The organism is Sulfuricella sp. (genome assembly GCA_041651995.1).
Taxonomy (GTDB): Bacteria; Pseudomonadota; Gammaproteobacteria; order Burkholderiales; family Sulfuricellaceae; genus Sulfurimicrobium.
The window spans coordinates 137809-158496 of sequence record JBAZID010000004.1 but is presented as its reverse complement, the minus strand read 5'-3'; the positions used below and the strand labels follow the sequence as shown (position 1 = coordinate 158496).

The window sequence follows — 20688 nt, the reverse complement described above, 5'->3', positions numbered from 1 at the left end:
CGGGTAATACGGGGCAGGGAGGCAGTCATGATTGAATCTCCTTTGTGTGGCTACAAATGCTGCCCTTGCTATTCCAGGCGCATTTGCGGGAACAGGATGACGTCGCGAATGCTGGGGCTGTCAGTCAGCAGCATGATCAGCCGGTCGATTCCGATGCCCTCGCCGGCCGTGGGCGGCAGGCCGTATTCCAGGGCGCGGATGTAGTCCGCATCGTAATGCATGGCTTCCGCATCTCCTGACTCCTTTTGACGCACCTGGTCCATGAAACGTTCCGCCTGGTCTTCCGCATCGTTGAGCTCGGAAAAACCATTGGCCAGTTCGCGCCCCACGATGAACAGCTCGAAACGGTCGGTGATGCCCGGATTCTGGTCGTTGCGGCGCGCCAGCGGGGAGGTCTCCGCCGGGTAGTCGATGATGAAAGTGGGCTGGATCAGCAGATGTTCGGTGGTTTCCTCGAACAGGGAAAGCTGCAGGCCGCCCACGCCATCGGTGGGGTGATGCGCGGCGTTCATTTCCTTGAGCGTGGCAAGCAGGAAGCCGCGGTCGTGCAACTGTTCATCGCTGTATCTGCCGGCGTGATATTTCTGGATGGCCTGGATGACGGTGAGGCGGTCGAAAGGCTGCGCCAGGTTGATGGTGTGCCCCTGGTATTGCACCACGGCATGCCCCAGAACGGATTTCGACACGTCGCGCAGCATGTTCTCGGTGAGATCCATGAGGTATTTGTAATCGCGGTAGGCCTCGTAAAACTCGATCATGGTGAATTCGGGGTTGTGGCGCGTCGAGAGGCCTTCGTTCCTGAAGTTGCGGTTGATCTCGAACACCTTTTCGAAGCCGCCCACCACCAGGCGCTTGAGATACAGTTCAGGTGCAATTCGCAGGAACAGTTCCATGTCCAGGGCGTTGTGATGGGTGCTGAAGGGGCGCGCCGATGCGCCGCCCGGAATCGGGTGCATCATCGGCGTTTCCACTTCCAGATAGCCGCGTTCGACCAGGAAGGTGCGGATGCCCTGAATTACCTTGGAGCGCACCATGAAGGTCTTGCGCGTTTCCTCGTTGGTGATCAGGTCGAGGTAACGCTGGCGGTATTTCTGCTCCTGGTCGGTCAGGCCGTGGAATTTTTCCGGCAGCGGGCGCAGGGATTTGGTCAGCAGGCGCAATTGGCTGGCACGCAGGGAAAGCTCGCCCTTGTTGGTCTTGAACAGGGTGCCGCGCGCGGCGATGATGTCGCCCATGTCCCAGCGCTTGAAGGCTTCATGCACCTCTGCACCCACGCCCTCGTCATTGATGTAGAACTGGATGCGGCCGCCCATGTCCTGCACCGTGGCAAAGCTGGCCTTGCCCATGACGCGTTTGAGCATCATGCGTCCGGCGACGGCAACCTCGATGTTCTGGCCGTCGAGGTCTTCCTTCAGCATGTCGCCATACAGAAACTGCAAATCCGACGCCATGTGGGTGCGGTCGAAGTCATTGGGGAAAGCAATGCCTTCCTTGCGCAGCTCGCCCAGCTTGGCGCGGCGCTCGGCGATGATCTGGTTTTCGTCCTGTGGAGGGGTGATGATCTGATTCTCATTAGACATGGTAGTATCTGCTTGAATTAAAATGTTAAAGTTGAAAAATTAAGCCGGATTTGTTCGTGCAAGATGAAGTAGCGCATTTTCCAGATGCCGAAAATCCGATGATGTATCGCGCAATTTTTCGAACTTGAGGTGAGCGGTAATTTTGGCTTGGTGAACAGTTGGTTTGTAGGATGAACCCTTTGGAAGTGCCTTACTTAGCCAGCCCTTGGCATCGCGAATAGCTCTTGGATTTTCGGGAAACCCGGTGTCAGGGGGCAGTGAGAGAACATTTTTTGCAGCTTGTGTCTCTGCCAAAAATAGACTTTCAAATTCCTTGACTAGAAATGCGATTTTGAATGGCCAATTATTTCGGATGGATTGCGCGCGCCGGTAGAGTTTTTCAGCCTCCTGATAAGGACAATCGCAATACTCGCAGTCGAAATCGAGCACCAGCAATATGGCGGCATTTTCTTTTAGCGCCATACGGAAATAATTGTCAAATCCTGCTGTCACTTTTGGTAGTTCGCCGCGCTTATGCGGTGGCAGAATTTGAGTTTCATGTAAGCCATGAAAAGTCAGTAGGTTGCGAAGCAATATGGGAACTGCTTTCAGGTCGCCATCACCTTCGACAATGGGCAAGATCCGGTTCATAGCATCTCCGGTTGCAAGCCTTCTGACATCATTAATTCCTCAAGGGAAATCAAGCGTTCCTTGATCGATTCCATTTGCGCACGCCGGATGGGGGAAACAAGTGTTTTGCCTTTTTCCATGGATACCACTCGAATTTCTTCCGGCTGGAAAAAATCCACGAAGTGCGGGCTATGGCTGGTAACGAATATTTGGGTATGTTCGGATACTTCTCGGAAGGCCTCGGCGAGCGTGGCGAGAATGGCGGGGTGTACCGTTTGTTCAGGCTCCTCCAATGCAAGGAAGGGCGGCGGTGGGGTTTGATATAAGGCAAGCAGGATGCCGAAAATCCGCAATGTGCCGTCGGATAGCTGAACCGGGTCAAAATCGTGGGCATTGGCATCGTCGTTATCTTGAACTCTGAACTGGGGAACTAGATAACCACCCACGCTTTTAACTGTTACGTCCTGTAGCGCTGGCATAACCACTTGCATCGTTTCCTTGATGCGTTCTAGAGATTGCCGGCCTGCGGTGGTCTTTTTCAGCGCTTTTAGTACGGAAGCCCAATTTTGGCCAGACTCTTTCAATGCACGATCGGTATCGGGGCGAGAGGGTTCGCGTAGCGTGTTGGGGAAAATGGTTGAAAAACGAAAGCGGGAAAAGAACGAACTGAGAAGATGTATGTGATATACCCGTGTGCCTAGTACCGCCACATCTTGAGGGAATTGGGGTTCATCCGAATCCTTATTAAATCGAACTTCTCCCAACGCATTTCGTGTGAATGAGCTTTGGGATATCCCTTCGTTTACCCACGTATTTTCGGGCTCAATAAAATGAGTGACCTCATCCCACCATGTAGCAGCCTCGTGCTCAACTCGGTAATTACCCCCTTTCAAGCTTGAAATGGTGATTTCATAGCTGCCATCATGCAGTTCTTCATTGTCAAACAGTTGAATGAAATTAACTTTAATTGAAATCTGGAACGGACGCGTAGGAGAATATTGACGAATGATGCCTATGCCACCACGGGTGCTCATTGCGTGGTCCAACCCGTCTACGGCAATGTCGCGAATGAATTTGAGTGCATCCACGATATTGCTTTTTCCGACCGCATTTGCACCCACCAGCAAAGTCAATGGTTTCAGGTCTGCGATCTCAACTTCCGCTAGGCTTTTGTAATGCTGGATAGTGACTGATTTCAGGAACATAGTGATCTCCCAGATAAGGCGGAAATATTACACCCCTTGTTTTAAGCTTGCTTCGATGAAGTCGTCGAGGTCGCCATCCAGGACTGCCTGGGTATTGCCGACTTCGTGGTTGGTGCGAAGATCCTTGATGCGCGACTGGTCCAGCACGTAGGAGCGGATCTGGTGACCCCAGCCGATATCGGTCTTGGAATCTTCCATGCTCTGTTTTTCCTCATTGCGCTTGCGCAGTTCCAGTTCATACAGACGCGCTTTCAGCATTGCCATGGCTTCAGCGCGGTTGCGGTGCTGCGAGCGGTCGTTCTGGCACTGCACCACGATGTTGGTGGGCAAGTGGGTGATGCGGACCGCCGAATCGGTCTTGTTGATGTGCTGCCCGCCGGCACCGGAAGCGCGGTAGGTGTCCACCCGCAGATCGGCCGGATTGATTTCCACTTCGATCGATTCATCCACCTCGGGATAGACGAATACGCTGGAAAAGGAAGTGTGGCGGCGGTTGCCGGAATCAAACGGCGATTTGCGCACCAGGCGGTGCACGCCGGATTCCGAGCGCAGATAACCGAAGGCATATTCGCCACTGATCTTGAGTGAAACGCTTTTGATACCGGCGACCTCGCCCTCGGATTCTTCCAGCACTTCGGTCTTGAAGCCCTTGCGCTCGCAGTAGCGCACGTACATGCGCAGCAGCATGGAAGCCCAGTCCTGCGCCTCGGTACCGCCGGAACCGGCCTGGATATCGAGGAAGCAGTTGTTGGGGTCCATGGGGTGGGAGAACATGCGGCGGAATTCCATGCCGCCGACGATTTTTTCCAGCTCACCGGCATCGCTTTCGATGCTGGCCAGGGAATCGTCATCGCCTTCCTCGCGCGCCATGTCAAAGAGCTCGCTGGAATCCCGTAGCGACTGATCCAGCCGTGTCAGGGTGTCGACGACATTTTCCAATTCGCGCCGTTCCTTGCCCAGATCCTGGGCGCGCTTGGCATCGTTCCAGATGGCCGGGTCTTCCAGCAGCTGGACGACTTCGGTCAGGCGCTCCTGCTTGACTTCGTAGTCAAAGATACCCCCGAAGGTCCTGGCTGCGCTTCGTCAGGTCAGCCAGATGGTTTTCGATGGCATTAAGCTGTTCTGCTTCCATGTGTGTTTCTTTATGTGTGTAATTCGAAGCCCGAAATTATACCAGAAGGTGCAGACGCTATTAGAAAGGCGGCATGCGTAAAAAATAGGCATAATTGGGTGAGGAGTGAGGAGTGAGGAGTGAGGAGTGAGTCCGTGATGGAAAATTATTCTGTCGCCAGGGTTTACGGCGAAGCGATGGTTGAGCTGCCACGGGATCTTTATATCCCGCCTGATGCGCTGGAGGTTTTTCTCGATGCATTCGAGGGGCCGCTGGACCTGCTTCTGTACCTGATCCGGCGCCAGAATCTCGATGTGCTCAATATTCCGATGTCGGAAGTGACCAGGCAATACATGCAGTATGTGGATGTGATGCGCGAGAAACAGCTCGAACTGGCTGCGGATTACCTGCTCATGGCAGCTTTGCTGATCGAGATCAAGTCGCGCATGTTGTTGCCACGTCCGGTTGCTAATCAGGATGAAGAGCAGGACCCGCGCGCCGAACTGGTGCGCCGCTTGCTCGAATATGAACGCATGAAGCTGGCGGCGCAGCAGTTGGACGCGCTTCCTCAGGCCGGACGCGATTTTGCGCTGGTTCAGGTGTGGCTGGAGCAGAGCATCGAGAAACGCCTGCCTGAAGTGAGTCCTGAAGATTTGCGTCAGGCCTGGCTGGGCGTGGCGGCACGCGCAAGGGCGCATCGCCATCATCGCGTGACGCGCGAAGAGCTGTCGGTACGCGAGCACATGAGCCTTATCCTGCGCCGGCTTCAGGGGAGGGGGTTCGTCGAGTTCGAGGCGCTGTTTGAGGCCGGCAAAGGCTTGCCGGAAGTGGTGGTTACTTTTCTCGCTCTGCTTGAACTGGGGCGCGAGTCGCTGGTGGAAATCAGCCAGGCGGAAGCATTTTCGGGGATCTATGTTAAGCTGGCTGGTACGGGTGCTGATTTGGAATGATGCCCCTGAATGAAATAAAAATTATATTGGAAACCGCCCTGATTTCCAGCCAGGAGCCGTTGACCTTGAGCCAGTTGAGCAGACTCTTTGACGAGGATCTGGGTTCGGAAATTTTGCGTAAATTGCTCGAAGAACTGCGCCGCGACTGGGCCGGGCGTGGCGTTGAGTTGGCCAGCGTGGCAGGCGGCTGGCGTTTCCAGACCAGGCCGGAATTCCAGAAATATCTGGAGCGGCTGAATCCCGAGAAGCCCCAGCGCTATTCGCGGACGGTGATGGAAACGCTGGCAATCATCGCTTACCGTCAGCCGGTGACGCGCGGCGATATCGAAGAAATTCGCGGGGTGGCGGTTTCCACGTATGTAATAAAATCACTGGAAGAACGCGGCTGGATTGATGGCGTAGGGAATCGTGACGTGCCGGGGCGCCCGGTTTTGTATGCGACTACACGAAAATTTCTGGATGACCTTAATCTGCGTTCGCTGGGTGAATTGCCTCCATTGGAAGAATTGGCTGCTTTGAATAACGCTGCCGGAATTGAAGAAAATGTCTGAACGATTACATAAAATGCTGGCCCAGGCGGGCCTGGGATCGCGCCGCGAAATGGAAGAATTGATTCGTGGCGGGAAAGTGACGGTCAACGGCCAGGTGGCCGAAATCGGCGCACAAATTGATGAAGAAGACCTGGTCAAGGTCAATGGCCGCCCTGTGCGCTTTCGCATGGCATCCAAACTGCCAAAAATCCTGCTTTATCATAAACCGGATGGTGAAATTGTCAGTCGAGATGACCCGGAAAAACGCGAAAGCGTGTTTGACATGCTGCCGCAAATCCGTGGTTGCAAATGGATTGCGGTGGGGCGGCTGGATTTCAATACCAGCGGCTTGCTGATCTTTACCACTTCAGGCGAGCTGGCGAATCACCTCATGCACCCCCGTTTCGAGGTGGAACGTGAATATGCGGTGCGCACGCGCGGAGAACTGACGCCGGACCAGCTGCAACAGCTGCGCCAGGGCATCCAGATGGAAGATGGTCCGGCCAGATTTGAGAGCCTGGTGGACGAAGGCGGGGAAGGCAGCAATCACTGGTATCGCGGCGTGCTCAAGGAAGGCAGAAACCGGGAAGTGCGGCGTATGTTCGAAATGATGGGGCTGACCGTGAGCCGCCTGATGCGCGTTCGCTTCGGCATCCTGAGCCTGCCATCCCGGGTCAAGCGTGGCCGCTGGCTTGAGCTGGAGCCCGCGCAGGTGGTGGAGGTGTTGCACTGGGCGGGCATTGCCCTGCCGGAAGCGCCGAGGCAGGGAGAAGGGCGCAAGGCGGCTCCCGTTGTCGACAAGCAGAGTGCGGAGCGCAAATCGCGTTCGCAACCTCCACGCACGCCACGGGTGACAAAAAAGACCCCTTTCAGGCAATCCGCAAAAAAAACGACTGCTCCCTAGGCCTTGAATGGCGGTTGATTCAGCGTCACCAAACGAGTAATCTAATGGCATGGGTTCATCAACACTAAAGCGGAGACTGCCATGTACACCGAAATCGAAGACAATGAAATGATGGATGTAGTAACACGCGAAAAGCTGGTGGCTGATCTGAAAGTTGTCATCGCGGACACCGAAGAGTTGTTACGTGCAACAGCTGATCAGGCGGGTGAAAAGATCGCAGCAATCCGGGTCAAGGCAGAAGAGAATCTGCGTAATGCAAAACTCCGCCTTGCGAGGGCTGAAGCCGCTATTGTCGAACGCACCAAGGCTGCGGCCAAGGCGACCGATGACTATGTTCGTGCCAATCCCTGGAGAGCTGTAGGTATCGCCGCAGGTGCGGGGTTCATTATCGGCCTGCTGGTGGGTCGCCGCTGATCTGATGTCTGGCGGCCCTACACCCGGGAGCGGTAGCCATTCCAGCCTTTTTGATGCGGTCAAGGGTCTGGCCGCTGGCGGCGTGGCGATTATCCGCACCCGCATTGACCTCTTTTCCACCGAACTGGCGGAAGAAAAAGAGCGCCTCCTCTCCCTGCTAGCGCTGGGGGTTGCGGCGCTTTTTTTTATCGGGCTAGGGATTGTTTTTGCCGCGGTGCTGCTGACTGTAGCGTTCTGGGAAAGCCATCGCCTGCTGGTGCTCGGTATGTTTACTCTGCTGTTCCTGGGTGTCGGGGTATCTGCTCTTGTCATGGCGCTGAAACAAGCCCGCAGTGGCTCTAAATTGTTTTCGGTGAGTCTTGCCGAGCTTTCCAAGGATCAGGAGCACTTGCGCCCATGAGCAAGCGACTGATCGAACTGGCCGAACGTCGTGAACGGCTGGTTGCCCTTGCGGCTCTTCAACGTTCTGAGTTTTCCCGCAAGCTGTCGCCTCTGAAGACCGGTTGCGCCATTGCTGACAAGGGTGTCATGGCCGTGCGTTACCTGCAGCAGCATCCGGCGCTGGTGGCCGGGGGCGTTGGCCTGCTGGTTGCATTAAGGCCTCGCAAGGCTTTTAGCTGGATAAAGCGTGGGTGGTTCGTCTGGCGTGTGGCGCAGAAACTGCGCCACCGCCTGGGTGGCGTTTTGGCGGCGACTGCTACACAAGTTTGAAACAGCCTGTCGCTGGTTGTAAATCTCCGCTGTACTCAAGTTGCCCTGCTCAATCTCCCGCCCCCCCATCAATTCTGAAAAAATGAGGTCATGTGGTGTTTCCTCAGATCTGTATATGGCATGAATATCCCGATGTCGCGCTGCTTTACCAGCGTGCTGCTGAAGGCATCGAACGTGTAGCGGCTGAGGCCATTGCCCGCCAGGGTGCTTTCAGCATTGTTCTGGCCGGAGGAGGCACACCCCGGGCGGTGTATCAGCACTTGCGCCATATCCATACCGAGTGGCGGGCCTGGCATGTTTATTTTGGTGACGAACGTTGTTTGCCTGTTGATGATCCGGAACGCAATAGCGTGATGGCCGGTGAATGCTGGCTTGGACATGTGCCTATTCCAGATGCCCAGATCCACCGGATTCCGGTGCAACTGGGAGCCGAAGCAGCAGCATTGCGGTATTCGACCGTGTTGGAAGAGATTGAAAATTTCGATCTGGTACTGTTGGGCTTGGGACAGGATGGACATACGGCTAGCCTGTTTCCGGGGCAGGAATGGGGCAGGGAAGAAACACAGGCAGCGGTGCTCGCAGTGCATGATGCGCCAAAGCCGCCGCTGGATCGCGTTTCTCTCAGCGCTTGGCGCCTCAGTCATGCCGCAAGGGTCTGGTTTCTGGTAACGGGGCAGGATAAGCGGGAAGCCGTGCAGGCGTGGCGCACGCATGAGAACATTCCCGCTGCCTCGATAGTGCCTCACCGTGGCGTGGAGATCTGGCTTGCCGGCGTGTTCTGAAACAATGTGCAATTAAAAAAGGGAGCCTGGGCTCCCTTTTTTAATTTTAATAATTAACTATTTACTGATTGTGGTGCGAGGATATTGTGTTTGTGCGATGCCTAGCTTCGCGCCTTCACTGGCTTCTTTGGCATATTTAATGACTGCCGCACTGTCGTTTTTCTTGGCAGCTTCCCTGGCTTTTTTCAACGCATCCTGGGCGGTTGTCCACAGGCCTTTTTTCTCCTGTGCAGTCTTGATGTCTGCTTCTGCCCGGGCTAACGCCTGTTTTGCTTCTTCCGACAGTTGTGCCTGAGGGGCTTCGGTTTTGACAGGGGCCTTGGCGGCTTCCGGAGTTGCTGGCGTGGTGCTTGCGCAGCCGCTCAGGATCAGCAGACCGGCTGTTGCGAACGTGAGCATGATTTTTTGCATAAAGTGTCGACTCCTCTGACATGTAAGTGAATGTTGTTTCCGTTTTTCAGGCCGGATGCAGGTATGGGCTTCTTTGGGCACATTTCTGGCATCTGGCGCAGGGAGGTAACATAATGGTTTGCTGTCAATTCGTCAAACTTGGCTGGCATCCATGCTGCATGTCCCGTTTCAGTTCATGAGCGCTGGTTTACCGTGTCAGGTCAAACCCGTATAATGGCTTCTTTGTAAATAAGGATAAGAAAATCATGCGTGTCGTTCAAAAAGCGCTAACCTTTGACGATGTCCTGCTGATTCCCGCTCACTCCTCCGTATTGCCCCGTGATGTCAGCCTGAGCACCCAGCTTACCAAGGAAATCACGCTCAATCTGCCGCTGGTTTCCGCCGCCATGGATACGGTTACGGAAGGCCGCCTGGCGATTGCCCTGGCTCAAGAGGGCGGTATTGGTATTGTTCACAAGAACTTTACTTCCAAGGAACAGGCCGCTCAGGTATCGATGGTCAAGCGTTTCGAGAGTGGCGTGGTCAAGGACCCCATTACCATTTCGCCCTCCATGACCGTGCGCGATGTTCTCCAGCTTACTCGCCAGCACAGGATTTCCGGCTTGCCGGTTGTGGAAAATGGCCTCGTGGTAGGCATTGTCACTAATCGTGATCTGCGCTTCGAGAGTAACCTCGATCAGCCGATCAAGAATATCATGACGCCGCGTGAACGTCTGATTACAGTCAAGGAAGGTGCATCGCGCGAGGAAGCGCTTGCGTTGATGCATAAACACCGCCTTGAGCGTGTGCTGGTTATCAACAGCGATTTTGCTTTGCGCGGTTTGATTACAGTCAAGGATATTCAGAAATCCACCGAGCATCCGCTGGCTTGCAAGGATAGCCTGGGTCGTCTGCGTGTGGGCGCGGCTGTGGGCGTGGGTGCCGGCACCGAGGAGCGCGTGGAATTGCTGGCGGAAGCCGGTGTTGACGTTATCGTGGTGGATACGGCACACGGCCACTCTCAGGGTGTGCTGGAGCGCGTGCAATGGGTCAAGAAAAATTTCCCTCAGGTTCAGGTGATTGGCGGCAACATCGCTACCGGTTCTGCGGCACTCGCCCTGGTTGACCATGGCGCTGATGCAGTCAAGGTGGGTATCGGCCCCGGCTCAATTTGTACCACGCGCATCGTGGCGGGTGTCGGCGTGCCGCAAATTACCGCAGTGGACAACGTGGCACAGGCGTTGCGCGATACGGGTATCCCGTTAATCGCTGATGGTGGTATTCGCTATTCCGGCGACATCTCGAAGGCCATTGCCGCAGGCGCACATCTGGTGATGCTGGGCGGACTGTTTGCCGGTACCGAAGAAGCGCCGGGTGAAATCGAATTGTTCCAGGGGCGTTCCTACAAGTCCTACCGCGGCATGGGTAGCCTGGGGGCGATGCAGCAGGGTTCGAAGGACCGCTACTTCCAGGACAATGAAGCCAATGCCGACAAACTGGTGCCGGAAGGCATTGAGGGCCGTGTGCCCTACAAAGGCAGTGTCCTGACCGTGATTCACCAGTTGATGGGCGGCTTGCGCTCAAGCATGGGCTACCTCGGATGCAAAAACATCGCCGAGATGCACGCCCGGGCGGAGTTTGTGGAAATCAGCAATGCGGGTATCCGTGAATCGCACGTCCATGATGTGCAGATCACCAAGGAAGCACCGAATTATCACGTTGATTAAAACGTGAGGCGAAAGGGGTGAGGGGTGAGGCGCAAAGCCTGCCTCTCCGTTTTTCCCCCTCCCGCCTAACTTCTCACCCCTCACGGAATTACCATGCACCAGAAAATCCTCATTCTCGATTTCGGTTCCCAATATACCCAGTTGATCGCCCGCCGCGTGCGTGAGTCCAGCGTCTATTGCGAACTGCATCCTTACGACGTCAGCGCCGAGTTCATCCGAAAATTCAAGCCGCAGGGCATCATTCTCTCCGGTGGACCATCCTCGGTGTATGAGGAAGAAACCCCGCGTGCTCCGGACGTGGTATTCCAGCTTGGGGTCCCCGTGCTGGGTATTTGTTACGGCATGCAGAGCATGGCAGCGCAACTGGGCGGCAAAGTGGAAAATGCTTCACACCGCGAGTTCGGCTATGCCGAAGTGCGGGCACAAGGTCACTCCACGCTGCTGCGCGATATTCAGGACCGCAGCAACGAGGAAGGCCACGGCCTGCTCGACGTATGGATGAGCCACGGCGACAAGGTGACGGAGCTGCCGGGCGGCTTCAAGGTAATCTGCTCCAATGCCTCAACGCCCATCGCCGCCATGGCAGATGAAGCGCGCCATTTTTACGGCGTTCAGTTTCATCCGGAAGTGACCCACACCCTGCAGGGCAAAGCACTTTTCGAGCGCTTCGTGCATGACATTTGCGGCTGCGGCTATGACTGGAACATGCCCGACTACGTGGAAGAAGCGATCGGCAAGATCCGCTCCGAAGTGGGCTCGGATGAAGTCATTCTCGGTCTGTCTGGTGGTGTTGACTCTTCGGTCGTGGCGGCGTTGCTGCATCGTGCCATTGGCGATCAACTGACCTGCGTGTTTGTGGATAATGGTCTGCTGCGCCTGAACGAAGCCGAGCAGGTGATGAAGACTTTTGCGGATAATCTTGGCGTCAAGGTTATCCACGTCGATGCCAGCGCTGAATTCATGAAGCATCTGGAAGGGGTGAACGATCCAGAACAAAAGCGCAAGATCATTGGCCGTGAATTCGTCGAGGTGTTTCAGAGCGAATCTGCCAAGCTGCCTAATGCCAAGTGGCTGGCGCAGGGAACCATCTATCCGGACGTGATCGAATCGGCCAGTTCCAAGACCAAGAAAGCCCATACCATCAAGTCTCACCATAATGTCGGCGGACTGCCGGACACGCTGCACCTCAAACTTTGCGAGCCACTGCGCGAGCTGTTCAAGGACGAGGTACGCGAATTGGGCATCGCCCTGGGACTGCCGCACGACATGGTGTACCGCCATCCCTTCCCCGGCCCGGGTCTTGGGGTGCGCATCCTGGGCGAAGTGAAGAAGGAATACGCTGATCTGTTGCGCCGCGCCGATGCCATTTTCATCGAGGAGTTGCGCGCTTCAGGCTGGTACGAGAAAACCTCGCAGGCCTTTGCCGTATTCTTGCCCGTGAAAGCAGTCGGGGTGATGGGCGATGGCCGTACTTATGACTATGTGGTCGCATTGCGCGCAGTGCAGACCCAGGACTTCATGACTGCTCACTGGGCTGAATTGCCCTATACGCTGTTGGGGAAAGTGTCCAATCGCATCATCAACGAAGTGCGCGGGATCAACCGCGTTGTTTATGATATCTGCGGCAAACCACCCGGAACGATTGAGTGGGAGTGATATAGCGTCTTTCCGCGACTATCGGCAGCCATCCGAAAACCAGCAAACCCCTTGCGCTAATCCAAGGGGTTTTTTATTGTGCGTATGCGATAGTGCATGGAAGATTTCAAAAAGCGGGTAGCATATAAATGGTTAGAGTCGGCGTCACATTCAGTTGACAGGCCATGACTCCAACTCTGTTTATCGAACTGGAGGCCACAAAATGCTGAAAATTCGCTGCTTATTCGTTGCACTGGGGATGCTTCTTTCTTCATCGGTTTATTCTGCTGTTCAGGTAAGCATTGGCATCGGACTGCCAAATGTAAGCATCGGAATCAACCTGCCCGCATACCCGGAACTTGTTCGGGTGCCTGGTTACCCGGTCTACTACGCCCCACGGCTGGACGCAAACTTCTTCTTTTACGACAGCATGTACTGGGTTTACCAGGATGATAACTGGTACGCGAGTTCCTGGTACAACGGGCCCTGGGGGCTTGTGGGCCCAGAGGCTGTGCCGCTCTTCGTCCTGCGTATCCCCGTGCGCTTCTACCGCCAGCCTCCTGCGTACTTCTTCGGGTGGCGGCCGGATGCACCGCCACGTTGGGGGCATCACTGGGGCCGGGAATGGGAACAGCGCCGGCACGGTTGGGACAAATGGGACCGGCGCGCTGTTCCGGCAGCCCCGTTGCCTGCCTACCAGCGGCAGTATTCAGGGGATCGCTATCCTCGACAAATGGAACAGCAGCAAGAGCTTCAGCAGCAGCATTACCGTTACCAGCCGCGGGACCCCGTAGTACGGCAACACTATCAGGAGCGGGCATGGAAAAGAGCGCCTGCTCAGCAGGAAAGACGGGGAGCGCCTGAAGAAAGAGGTGACAGGCAGCGCGATATGCAGCGTTTTGCACCGCGCCAGCAGGATGATTCAGCCACCCCGCGCTCTCAGCCGCCGCAAAGGGGAGATAGAGATGTTCAGAGATCCATTCCGGCCTCTCCACAACAGGGGCGTGGGGAAGCTGAAAATCGCAGGCAGTCTCCAGAGCAGCGTGATCGGCGTGATCAACAAATGCCAAGATCACAGGCCCGGGATGAAAGACAGTATGGCAAGGACGCCACGCGTGAGCCAAAACGTAAGCAGGAACAAGAGCAGGAGCGAGGCCGGGATCGGGATCGGGATCGGGATCGCGGCCGCAATGAGTAATGTGTGACGAGTCGATCAGTGAACTTGCACAACATAACGATGCAGGAAAGTCATCGGCTCATGTCCTGCGTGTACCCTCTGGCCACAGTCAATAAGGCAGTAGCGTAAACATGGCGTGGCCCTGATTACCCCTGGAATGCGATATGGTTCAGTCTCGCCCGGCAGTTAAGGTTTCCCTTGTCCGGCTTGATGGTCATTTTCAGGTCTGTGATTTGAGAAAGATCCAGTTTCAGCTCCTCTCTTTGGAATGTGCTCCCATCTGGACTGAAATTATATTCGTGCCGCAGAATTTCCCGGAAGCGGGCGCCGGAATCGGTGGAAACCTCGAAACAGATTTCCTGTGTGCGCGCGATTTCCCGCTCCTCGATTTCATAAATGATCGCGGTGATGTTCTGGGGGGCGTCGAATTTAAAAATCAGGGTCTGAGGTCCAGTGGACCCCGCCACCCACTGTGAGCTGCCCGGCCCCGTGCTGCCGTCAACGATATTATCCAGAGGTGAATTTTCGGATTCGGAAGTGACGGCGACCTCCGCGTTCCGGATGATATCGATGGTGTTCGCAGGTGCAGGCATGGCGGCCTCCGCTGTGGATGGAATGATCTTTTTCCTTAATTTTTCGTGCATGTTATCCGTATTCCATGAGTGATTACTGTATCTGGCCCGGCGACTATTTGTCTTCGGATTTGTTGCTGCTTCCGCAGGTTAACAGGGTCTTGAGCCCGACGTAGGGTTTCGGCTCTTCTGCTTCCGGAATGGGGGAGGGGCTGATGCGAGCAACTTCGAGTTCCAGTTGCCTGACACGTTGTACGAGCGCCGACTTCTCTTCTTCCAGGCCGGAAATCTGCCGGCGCAGGCGGGATGCGGTCCATTGCCGCCTGATCACGGTTGGCGACGACAACAGGGCGGCGATGATCACGCCCAGACCCAGTGCCAGCAGCAGTACCATGGCGAGGGAGCTGTCAAAACGCCAGAGGGCGAAGTTGACCGTTACCTGCACGTTGTTTTGCAGGGCGAACATGACAGCGCCAATGGCAATGGCAATGCCGAAGATCAGGATTAGCTGCATGATCCATTTACTCCTTTTGCCTGAAATGATAGAGCATGCGGTCACGTACCACTCGATACCGATTCAACTTGATCATAGCATAGCCCCGGTTTGGCCGAAGTGATGCGGAAGCGGCGCCTCAATCGAAATGGAACGTGTAGAGCACATCGATGGCATTATCGGAGCCCGCCCGGGTGACGATGGATATCCTCGGGGTCAGGCTGTAGGTGAGCTTGGTGGTGCCCGCCACCGCCGTCAATCCCTGTTCGTAGCTGAGATAGGCCCGCGCTGAAAGGCGCTTGCCGACGGTGACGATCTGGCTGGCCAGGGGGTCGCCATTTTGCGCCTGGTTCAGGGATAGTTCGTCCACGTCAAGTGCCTGGGCAAGCTGGCCGGTGATGCCGCCAGATTGTCCGCCCAGAATGCTCCCGGCTGCCGTGAGCAAGAGCGAGGTGTCGGTGCCGCCCGCATCGGGCGCGCGCCCAAGGACGATCCAGGAGAGTTTTTCCGGGTCCGGCACGTTGGGAGTGGATACCAGCCTCACTGTTGGTCTGCGCACTGTACCCTTTACCGTCACGCCGGCTTCCACAGGAAGATTCTTGCGCAGGGCGAGTATATTGAGGCCCGGATTATCGAGCGAACCCTGGAAATTAACGATGCCTCGCTCAACAACAAGGTTCTGGCCGTAAGCCTTGAAAGTGGCGTTGTGGGTGGCGATGGTGCCTGTGGCACGCAGGGGCTGGGCGGAAGTTGATTGCAGGTGGAGCTGTCCTGCCAGACGTGATTCCAGGCCGGAAGCACGCAGATAGAATTGCTCGCCCAGATCCAGAATGGCATCGATGGTGATGCGCGGCCCTTTGCGGGCAGGCGCCTGTCGCCCGGTGATCACCACATCGCCGGATAGTTCAGGCCGGCCCGCCGCTGGTTGCGAGATCAGGCCGGCGTCGGCGGTAATTTTTCCACCGAGGGTAAGGGTGTCCTGCTCGAAGCTGATGCGGCCATGTCCGGAGGCGATAATCCAGCGATCCGTACGTTGCGCGAGAGGCAGGCGGCTGGCATTCAGTTCCAGATTGCCGCGTTTTTCCATAGGGTCAATCATGCCGGACAGGGTGACGTTGCCCGGCTCTTTTGCCAGTTTCAGCCCTGCCAGCAAACGGTCACGGGGCGGCGGATTATGCGGGGCAACAAAGCTGAGCTGGTCGATGTGCAGCCGGGTCTGATCGAGTCGGGCTGTTAATTTCCCCTGTTGCAGCCGAATGCCTTGATCTAGCCAGGTCACGGCCAGATCATTGCCGTTTAGCAGGCCGCGCAGATGGGGTTGGTCAAAGGTGCCAGCCACATCCGCAGCCAGGGACAAACGGCCGCTGCTCTTGATGTTGCTATCGAGAGCAGGTCCGACCCAGGAGAGGTCGGCCACGTCGATGTGTATTTTTCCGTTGAGGGGCGATTCAGGCAGTACGGTCCAGCCTGAACCGCTTCGCGCCAGGGGGAGAGCAATATTGGCACGCCACTCGCCAAGGCGTGTACCGCGCGCTTTCAGTTCAGCAGAAAGGCGGTTATCACTGGCTTGTGCGCTAAGCTGAAACTCCTGTATACCCAGGGAAAGCGGTTGGTCTCCCGGCAGCATCCAGTCGCCGCTTTCGCGCCTTATCCGAAGCTTGCCAGCCAGATTTGGCGCAGCCGAGATGTCCCAATCACCGGCTAGGCGCAGGGTGTTCTGGATTTCGCTTGCTGCGCTGATGTGGCGCAATCCGATAGCATTGAAGCTGCCACGGCTATTCCAGCTTCTGGGTGTCCATTCCGTACTGGCGAGTTGTGCCCTGCCACCTGCCACGGTAAATTCGGCCTTGCCCAGCGAGATGCGCTCCCGGCCAAGCGTGACAGTTGTGGCGGCGAGAAGGTGCAAGGGTATCCGGCCGGTGGCGCTGAGTTTTGACAGCACGCCATGCCATTGCACATCGCGCCAGCCCGGTGCCGGGCCAGTGAGCCCCCCGGAGGCGTGCAAATCCAGATTTGTATCATTGGCGAGCAGTGCGTTTACCATGAAATCATGGTGCAAACGGCTGCCCTGAATGGCAAGCGTCAGGTTTTGCATCAGGACTTCCGCTGTTCTCCGGTAACCGGCGGCATCTATCTTGAAATTAACCGCTTCACCACGCAGGCTGCCGCCGGCACTGAGGCTGGTCAGATGATGCCCGCCGGGCAGGATGAGATGCTTGCCTTTCATTTCGAAAGCAATATCCGGTTTTGACGGGCTGCCTGCCAGCATGGCGTGGGCGTTGAGCGCGCCGCCAAATCCAGGGCCGAGCTGGGACAGCGCCGGTGCGGCAAGTGACAGTTCCAGCCGTTCCCCTGGTGTGCCGTAAGCGCCATGGGCATTGAGGAGATTGTCGCCCAGCCGCAGCTCGGCTTTGCCGTTAAACCGGCTCATGCCGCTGAAATCGATCTGGCCGCCGCCACTCACAATCTGGCCTGCCCATTGACTGTTGGCCAGGGTGAAACTCAGTGTGCCATTTGCCTGGGGCGTCAGTTCGCCAGCAAGTTCGAGTTTGGCATTCAGATCCGATCGCGGCGCCTGCAGGAAAGCGGAGAGATCGAAGTGCTGGAGTTCGCCCTTGAAAGCAAAAGGCCGTCCTCCGCCAAAACCCAGCCGGCCCTGGCCGGTGAGCGCCGCTTGGCCATGGACGAGGCGCAGGCTGTCCAGGGTTAGGGTGTCGCCGCTGCGCACCAGGCTGGTATCCAGACCCAGTTTGCCGTCAGCGAGGGTGATCAAGCCGTGCTGGGACTGGGTGTCGCCGCTGAGCGTGGCCTTGCCGGCGAGGCGGGCGGGGCGCAGCCGTGTATCCAGTGCGGCCGGGTCGAGCTGGCTGATGGTCAGATTTGCGGCTCCCGTTGCCTGTTTCAATTGCCAGTTGAAGTGTCCGGAGATGCGTCCGCCACCGCTCAGAATCAGGTTCAGCGCATCAAACTGCAATTTTTCGGCAGAAAGCGTCGCTCGGCTGTGTATTTCGCGCAGGGGCAGGCCGCCTTGATCGAGGGGCGCAGGGGAGGTGTTTTTCGCTGTCACGTCACCCTCAAGCTGGCCGGCGGCATTCTGGCGCAGTTGCGCCTGCAGCGCGAGGCTGGCTTGCGGCGCATCAGGCGAGAAGGTGCGCGGATCGAGGCCGTTCACCGAGAGCGTCAGCGCAGCGAGTGGAAAAGGGGCGAACGGTTGCAATATCGCCTCACCTTGCCCGCTGAGCCCCGCGCCGCTGCCTTGGGCCTTCAAGGTGATATTTTCCAGCTTGCCGCTGGCGTTGACGGCGATGCGCGCTGGATTTGATCCTTGGCCGGCAAGATCCGCTCGGGCTTGAAGGGCAAAGGGGCGGGCGCCATCCATCTGGGCGGATGCACTCAGCTCGCCGTACTCCAGGCTGGCGCGCAACTCGCTCAGGTGGTGCTGGCGGCCGTTGCTTTCCAGTCTTGCGGTCAGCCGGGTTGCAGCAAAATCCGGCTTGCCTCCCATCTTGCTGAACACCTGCAATGAAGCAATTCCAATCTTGTCGAGGGAAAGCGGCAGCGGCAGGCGCAAGTCCTGAGGCAGCGTCAGTGGCTTGCCGGACGGGGGCGACAGCACTTCGACGCTTTGCGCCGTCAGTGTTGCGATATCCAGCCGCCCCGCCAGCAGTGCGGCAGGCCGCCAGTCGAGCTGGATATCGCGAATGGTGACGCGCATGCTGCCATCCCTGTAGCTCAGAACCCGTGCGCCCAGCGGCCCCAGCAGCGTGCCGCCAGTGCCCTGCAGGGTAAAGGTGCCGCCACTGCTGCGGGCTGCCATGGATGCCAGCCACTGGAGCCCCGATGAGGTGGCCAGCAGCCAGGCGGAGCCTGCCGTCAGGGCAATGATGAAAAACAACGGGGAGAGCAGCCACTTGCGCCGGAATTTTGCCGGGGTTTGTGGAAAAGAGTTTGTGCTGGCCGGGGTGCCCATCAGAAGGCCACAGCGAGTGAAAAGTGCAGCCGCAAGGCTTCAGCCTCCTGCCCCCAGGCCAGATCCAGCGCCAGCGGGCCGGCCGGACTGCGCCAGCGCGCGCCGGCGCCATAGCCTGTAGACGGGCGCAAGTCGCGCCAGGTGTCGGCAGCGCCGCCGGAATCGATGAACAGTGCGGCACCCCAGTCGCGGCTGAACCAATGGGTGTATTCGAGACTGCCGCTAGTCAGCACGCGCCCACCCACCACGGCGGAACCTTCTTGCATACCCAGGCTCTGGTAGGGATATCCGCGCACAGATTGAGAGCCGCCAGCGCGGAACAGGTATTCCTGGGGAATGCCGAAGCGCGATGGAGCTGCGGTAAAACCAGCCTCGCCGCGTAGCGACAGGGTGTCGCGTTTACCTATCGGCCACCAGACCTGATAGCGCAGCAGGGTGCGAAGGAAATCCTGGTCCGAAAGCAGCCGCTGGCTGGCGCCGCCAATACGCACTTCAGTTACATCGCCGCGACGCGGGTAGAGCGGGTTGTTCACTGTGCGGCGAATCCAGCGCCACTCCGGTACCAGTGCCTGATTGCTTTCCTGGATGCCGTCTTCCGGTTTGCGCTGTTCCCGCTGCCAGTTGATCCCGAGCCACGTTTCAATCTGCCCCTGTGTGCGGCTACGTGCCACGCTCAGCGCATGGTTTGCGGTTTCCAGCCCCTGAATGTCGGTTTTTTCGATACGTGCGCCCCAGGAAAGGCGGTAGCCGATGGTGTTGGGCAACGTGTCGATGGTGGCGAACAGCCTCTGGCGATTCTGTTCCAGGCGCAGTCCGCTGCCCAGATTCCAGGCGTGGTCGAGCAGGTTGTAATCACGGTATGTCATCTCTCCCCGAGCGCCGTTGTTGGAGCTGTAGCCGGCTCCGAATGAAACATGGCGCGTCTTGGCCTCTCTGAGCATGATCTGTACCGGTACTGCTTCGTGCAGGGCGGGGTCCGTTTCGATGCCGACAATGACCGAATTAAGGTGTGGCAGGCTTTGCAAGCGGGCCTGAAATTCGAGCAGTTTGTCCTGGTGGTAAGGGTCGCCGGCACGAAATGACGCATGACGTGTTATTAGCGTTTCGTCGTAACGCTCAAGACCGCTTATTACCAGTTCGCCAAAGCGAAAGGCTGGCCCAGAATCCAGTACCAGAGACAATCTGGCATTTGCGCCAACGGGGTCAACTTCTGCCCGGCTTTCTTCGATGCGTGCCGCGGCATACTCCCTGCGCGAGACTCTGGCCAGCAGGGCAGACTTGGCTTCTTCCCAGTCAGGGCTGCGGAAGGGTTTGCCCGCAGGCAAGCGCCAGCCCGCCCGCAAGCGCTCGATCAGGGCTTGCTGCCCAGGCGTACCGCTGGTGATGGAGCCGCGGAATTCGATGTTGACCGCACTTACCAGCGTGCGCTGGCCTGGCATGACTTCCAGCGTAGACGCTTCAATGTCTGTGGCAGGGCGCAAGCTTATTTTTGGCGTGAAATAGCCCTCGGTTGCCAACAGCTCGCCGATCTCCAGCTGCGCCCGGCGCAGGAAGGTGGCACGCTCAGTCTCATCCTGCAGGGGTAAGGCGGGTATTTCGAAATGGGTCTTCAGAAATTCTCGTACTGTCTCGGGAGAGGTCAGAACAACAGGGCGTTTGTCACTGGCATCGGGAATCTCCTGTGCCTCAGCTGGTAGGCCGCTCAGTGCAGTAACGGCGATAGCAAGCGCCATGAACAGTGCAAAACCCGGCCAGCGCTTGCAGAGGGCTGCAGCCGCCACCGATGGCGGGGGTTTCAGCCTGCTTGCCATGGCTGTGTTTGTCGCTTGTCGGGGCACCGGAGTCATTTTTGCACCACTAGCGGGAATTTAATGAGGCATCGGCCATTTGGTGAGGGGGAAGGAATACTGAATTCAATGGCTATGATA

At 57.2% G+C, this 20688-nt stretch carries 19 protein-coding genes; 10 read left to right on the top strand and 9 right to left on the bottom strand.

Annotated elements, in window-relative coordinates:
- Positions 1 to 68: 68 nt before the first annotated feature.
- The 4 genes from lysS to prfB all read right to left on the bottom strand — a co-directional run bounded on the left by lysS (position 69) and on the right by prfB (position 4526).
- Positions 69 to 1580, bottom strand: coding sequence for a lysine--tRNA ligase (lysS, locus tag WC392_08280; protein ID MFA5242352.1), 1512 nt, complete (start codon positions 1578 to 1580; stop codon positions 69 to 71).
- A 39-nt stretch (positions 1581 to 1619) separates the two neighbouring features.
- Positions 1620 to 2210: a DUF4276 family protein gene (locus WC392_08275; protein MFA5242351.1), complete on the bottom strand. Its 591-nt coding sequence runs from the start codon at positions 2208 to 2210 to the stop codon at positions 1620 to 1622.
- The gene (locus WC392_08270; protein MFA5242350.1) at positions 2207 to 3394 is read right to left on the bottom strand and encodes an AAA family ATPase; all 1188 of its coding nucleotides are present in this window, start codon (positions 3392 to 3394) and stop codon (positions 2207 to 2209) included. The genes WC392_08275 and WC392_08270 overlap by 4 nt, the downstream gene beginning before the upstream one ends.
- A gap of 27 nt (positions 3395 to 3421) precedes the next feature.
- A protein-coding gene (gene prfB, locus WC392_08265) for a peptide chain release factor 2 (protein ID MFA5242349.1) occupies positions 3422 to 4526 on the bottom strand; the annotation gives its coding sequence in 2 pieces (ribosomal slippage) (positions 3422 to 4444 and positions 4446 to 4526; 1104 coding nt in all).
- A 137-nt stretch (positions 4527 to 4663) separates the two neighbouring features.
- On the opposite strand from prfB, the gene WC392_08260 reads away from it, so the two are divergent.
- From WC392_08260 to pgl, 7 genes are all read left to right on the top strand, one after another.
- Positions 4664 to 5455, top strand: coding sequence for a ScpA family protein (locus tag WC392_08260; GenBank protein ID MFA5242348.1), 792 nt, complete (start codon positions 4664 to 4666; stop codon positions 5453 to 5455).
- Positions 5452 to 6006: an SMC-Scp complex subunit ScpB gene (gene scpB, locus WC392_08255; GenBank protein MFA5242347.1), complete on the top strand. Its 555-nt coding sequence runs from the start codon at positions 5452 to 5454 to the stop codon at positions 6004 to 6006. The genes WC392_08260 and scpB overlap by 4 nt, the downstream gene beginning before the upstream one ends.
- Entirely contained in the window at positions 5999 to 6889 is an 891-nt protein-coding gene (locus tag WC392_08250; GenBank protein MFA5242346.1) for a pseudouridine synthase, read from the top strand. The genes scpB and WC392_08250 overlap by 8 nt, the downstream gene beginning before the upstream one ends.
- Before the next feature lie 81 nt (positions 6890 to 6970).
- On the top strand, positions 6971 to 7303 hold the full coding sequence (locus tag WC392_08245) for a DUF883 family protein (protein MFA5242345.1): 333 nt from the start codon (positions 6971 to 6973) through the stop codon (positions 7301 to 7303).
- A 4-nt stretch (positions 7304 to 7307) separates the two neighbouring features.
- Entirely contained in the window at positions 7308 to 7703 is a 396-nt protein-coding gene (locus tag WC392_08240) for a phage holin family protein (protein MFA5242344.1), read from the top strand.
- Positions 7700 to 8014, top strand: a complete 315-nt coding sequence (locus tag WC392_08235; protein ID MFA5242343.1) for a YqjK-like family protein — start codon at positions 7700 to 7702, stop codon at positions 8012 to 8014. Before WC392_08240 ends, WC392_08235 begins: the two co-directional genes overlap by 4 nt.
- Before the next feature lie 95 nt (positions 8015 to 8109).
- Positions 8110 to 8796 (top strand): 6-phosphogluconolactonase, encoded by a 687-nt coding sequence (pgl, locus tag WC392_08230; GenBank protein MFA5242342.1) that lies wholly within the window; start codon positions 8110 to 8112, stop codon positions 8794 to 8796.
- Positions 8797 to 8853: 57 nt separating this feature from the next.
- Here pgl and WC392_08225 read toward each other — a convergent pair whose 3' ends face one another.
- Entirely contained in the window at positions 8854 to 9207 is a 354-nt protein-coding gene (locus WC392_08225) for a hypothetical protein (GenBank protein ID MFA5242341.1), read from the bottom strand.
- A gap of 245 nt (positions 9208 to 9452) precedes the next feature.
- Between WC392_08225 and guaB the strand changes: the two genes are divergently transcribed.
- The 3 genes from guaB to WC392_08210 all read left to right on the top strand — a co-directional run bounded on the left by guaB (position 9453) and on the right by WC392_08210 (position 13746).
- Entirely contained in the window at positions 9453 to 10913 is a 1461-nt protein-coding gene (gene guaB / locus WC392_08220) for an IMP dehydrogenase (GenBank protein MFA5242340.1), read from the top strand.
- A gap of 93 nt (positions 10914 to 11006) precedes the next feature.
- Complete coding sequence (gene guaA / locus WC392_08215) at positions 11007 to 12569, top strand: glutamine-hydrolyzing GMP synthase (protein ID MFA5242339.1); 1563 nt, start codon at positions 11007 to 11009, stop codon at positions 12567 to 12569.
- A 202-nt stretch (positions 12570 to 12771) separates the two neighbouring features.
- Positions 12772 to 13746, top strand: a complete 975-nt coding sequence (locus WC392_08210; GenBank protein MFA5242338.1) for a hypothetical protein — start codon at positions 12772 to 12774, stop codon at positions 13744 to 13746.
- Positions 13747 to 13871: 125 nt separating this feature from the next.
- On the opposite strand, the gene WC392_08205 is transcribed toward WC392_08210, so the two are convergent.
- From WC392_08205 to WC392_08190, 4 genes are all read right to left on the bottom strand, one after another.
- Positions 13872 to 14318, bottom strand: a complete 447-nt coding sequence (locus WC392_08205; protein MFA5242337.1) for a discoidin domain-containing protein — start codon at positions 14316 to 14318, stop codon at positions 13872 to 13874.
- Between the two features lie 94 nt (positions 14319 to 14412).
- A complete protein-coding gene (locus tag WC392_08200) occupies positions 14413 to 14811 on the bottom strand; it encodes a LapA family protein (protein MFA5242336.1) in 399 nt (132 codons plus the stop codon).
- 118 nt (positions 14812 to 14929) lie between these two features.
- On the bottom strand, positions 14930 to 18760 hold the full coding sequence (locus tag WC392_08195) for a translocation/assembly module TamB domain-containing protein (GenBank protein MFA5242335.1): 3831 nt from the start codon (positions 18758 to 18760) through the stop codon (positions 14930 to 14932).
- Positions 18760 to 20571, bottom strand: coding sequence for an autotransporter assembly complex family protein (locus WC392_08190; protein MFA5242334.1), 1812 nt, complete (start codon positions 20569 to 20571; stop codon positions 18760 to 18762). The genes WC392_08195 and WC392_08190 overlap by 1 nt, the downstream gene beginning before the upstream one ends.
- Positions 20572 to 20688: the final 117 nt, after the last annotated feature.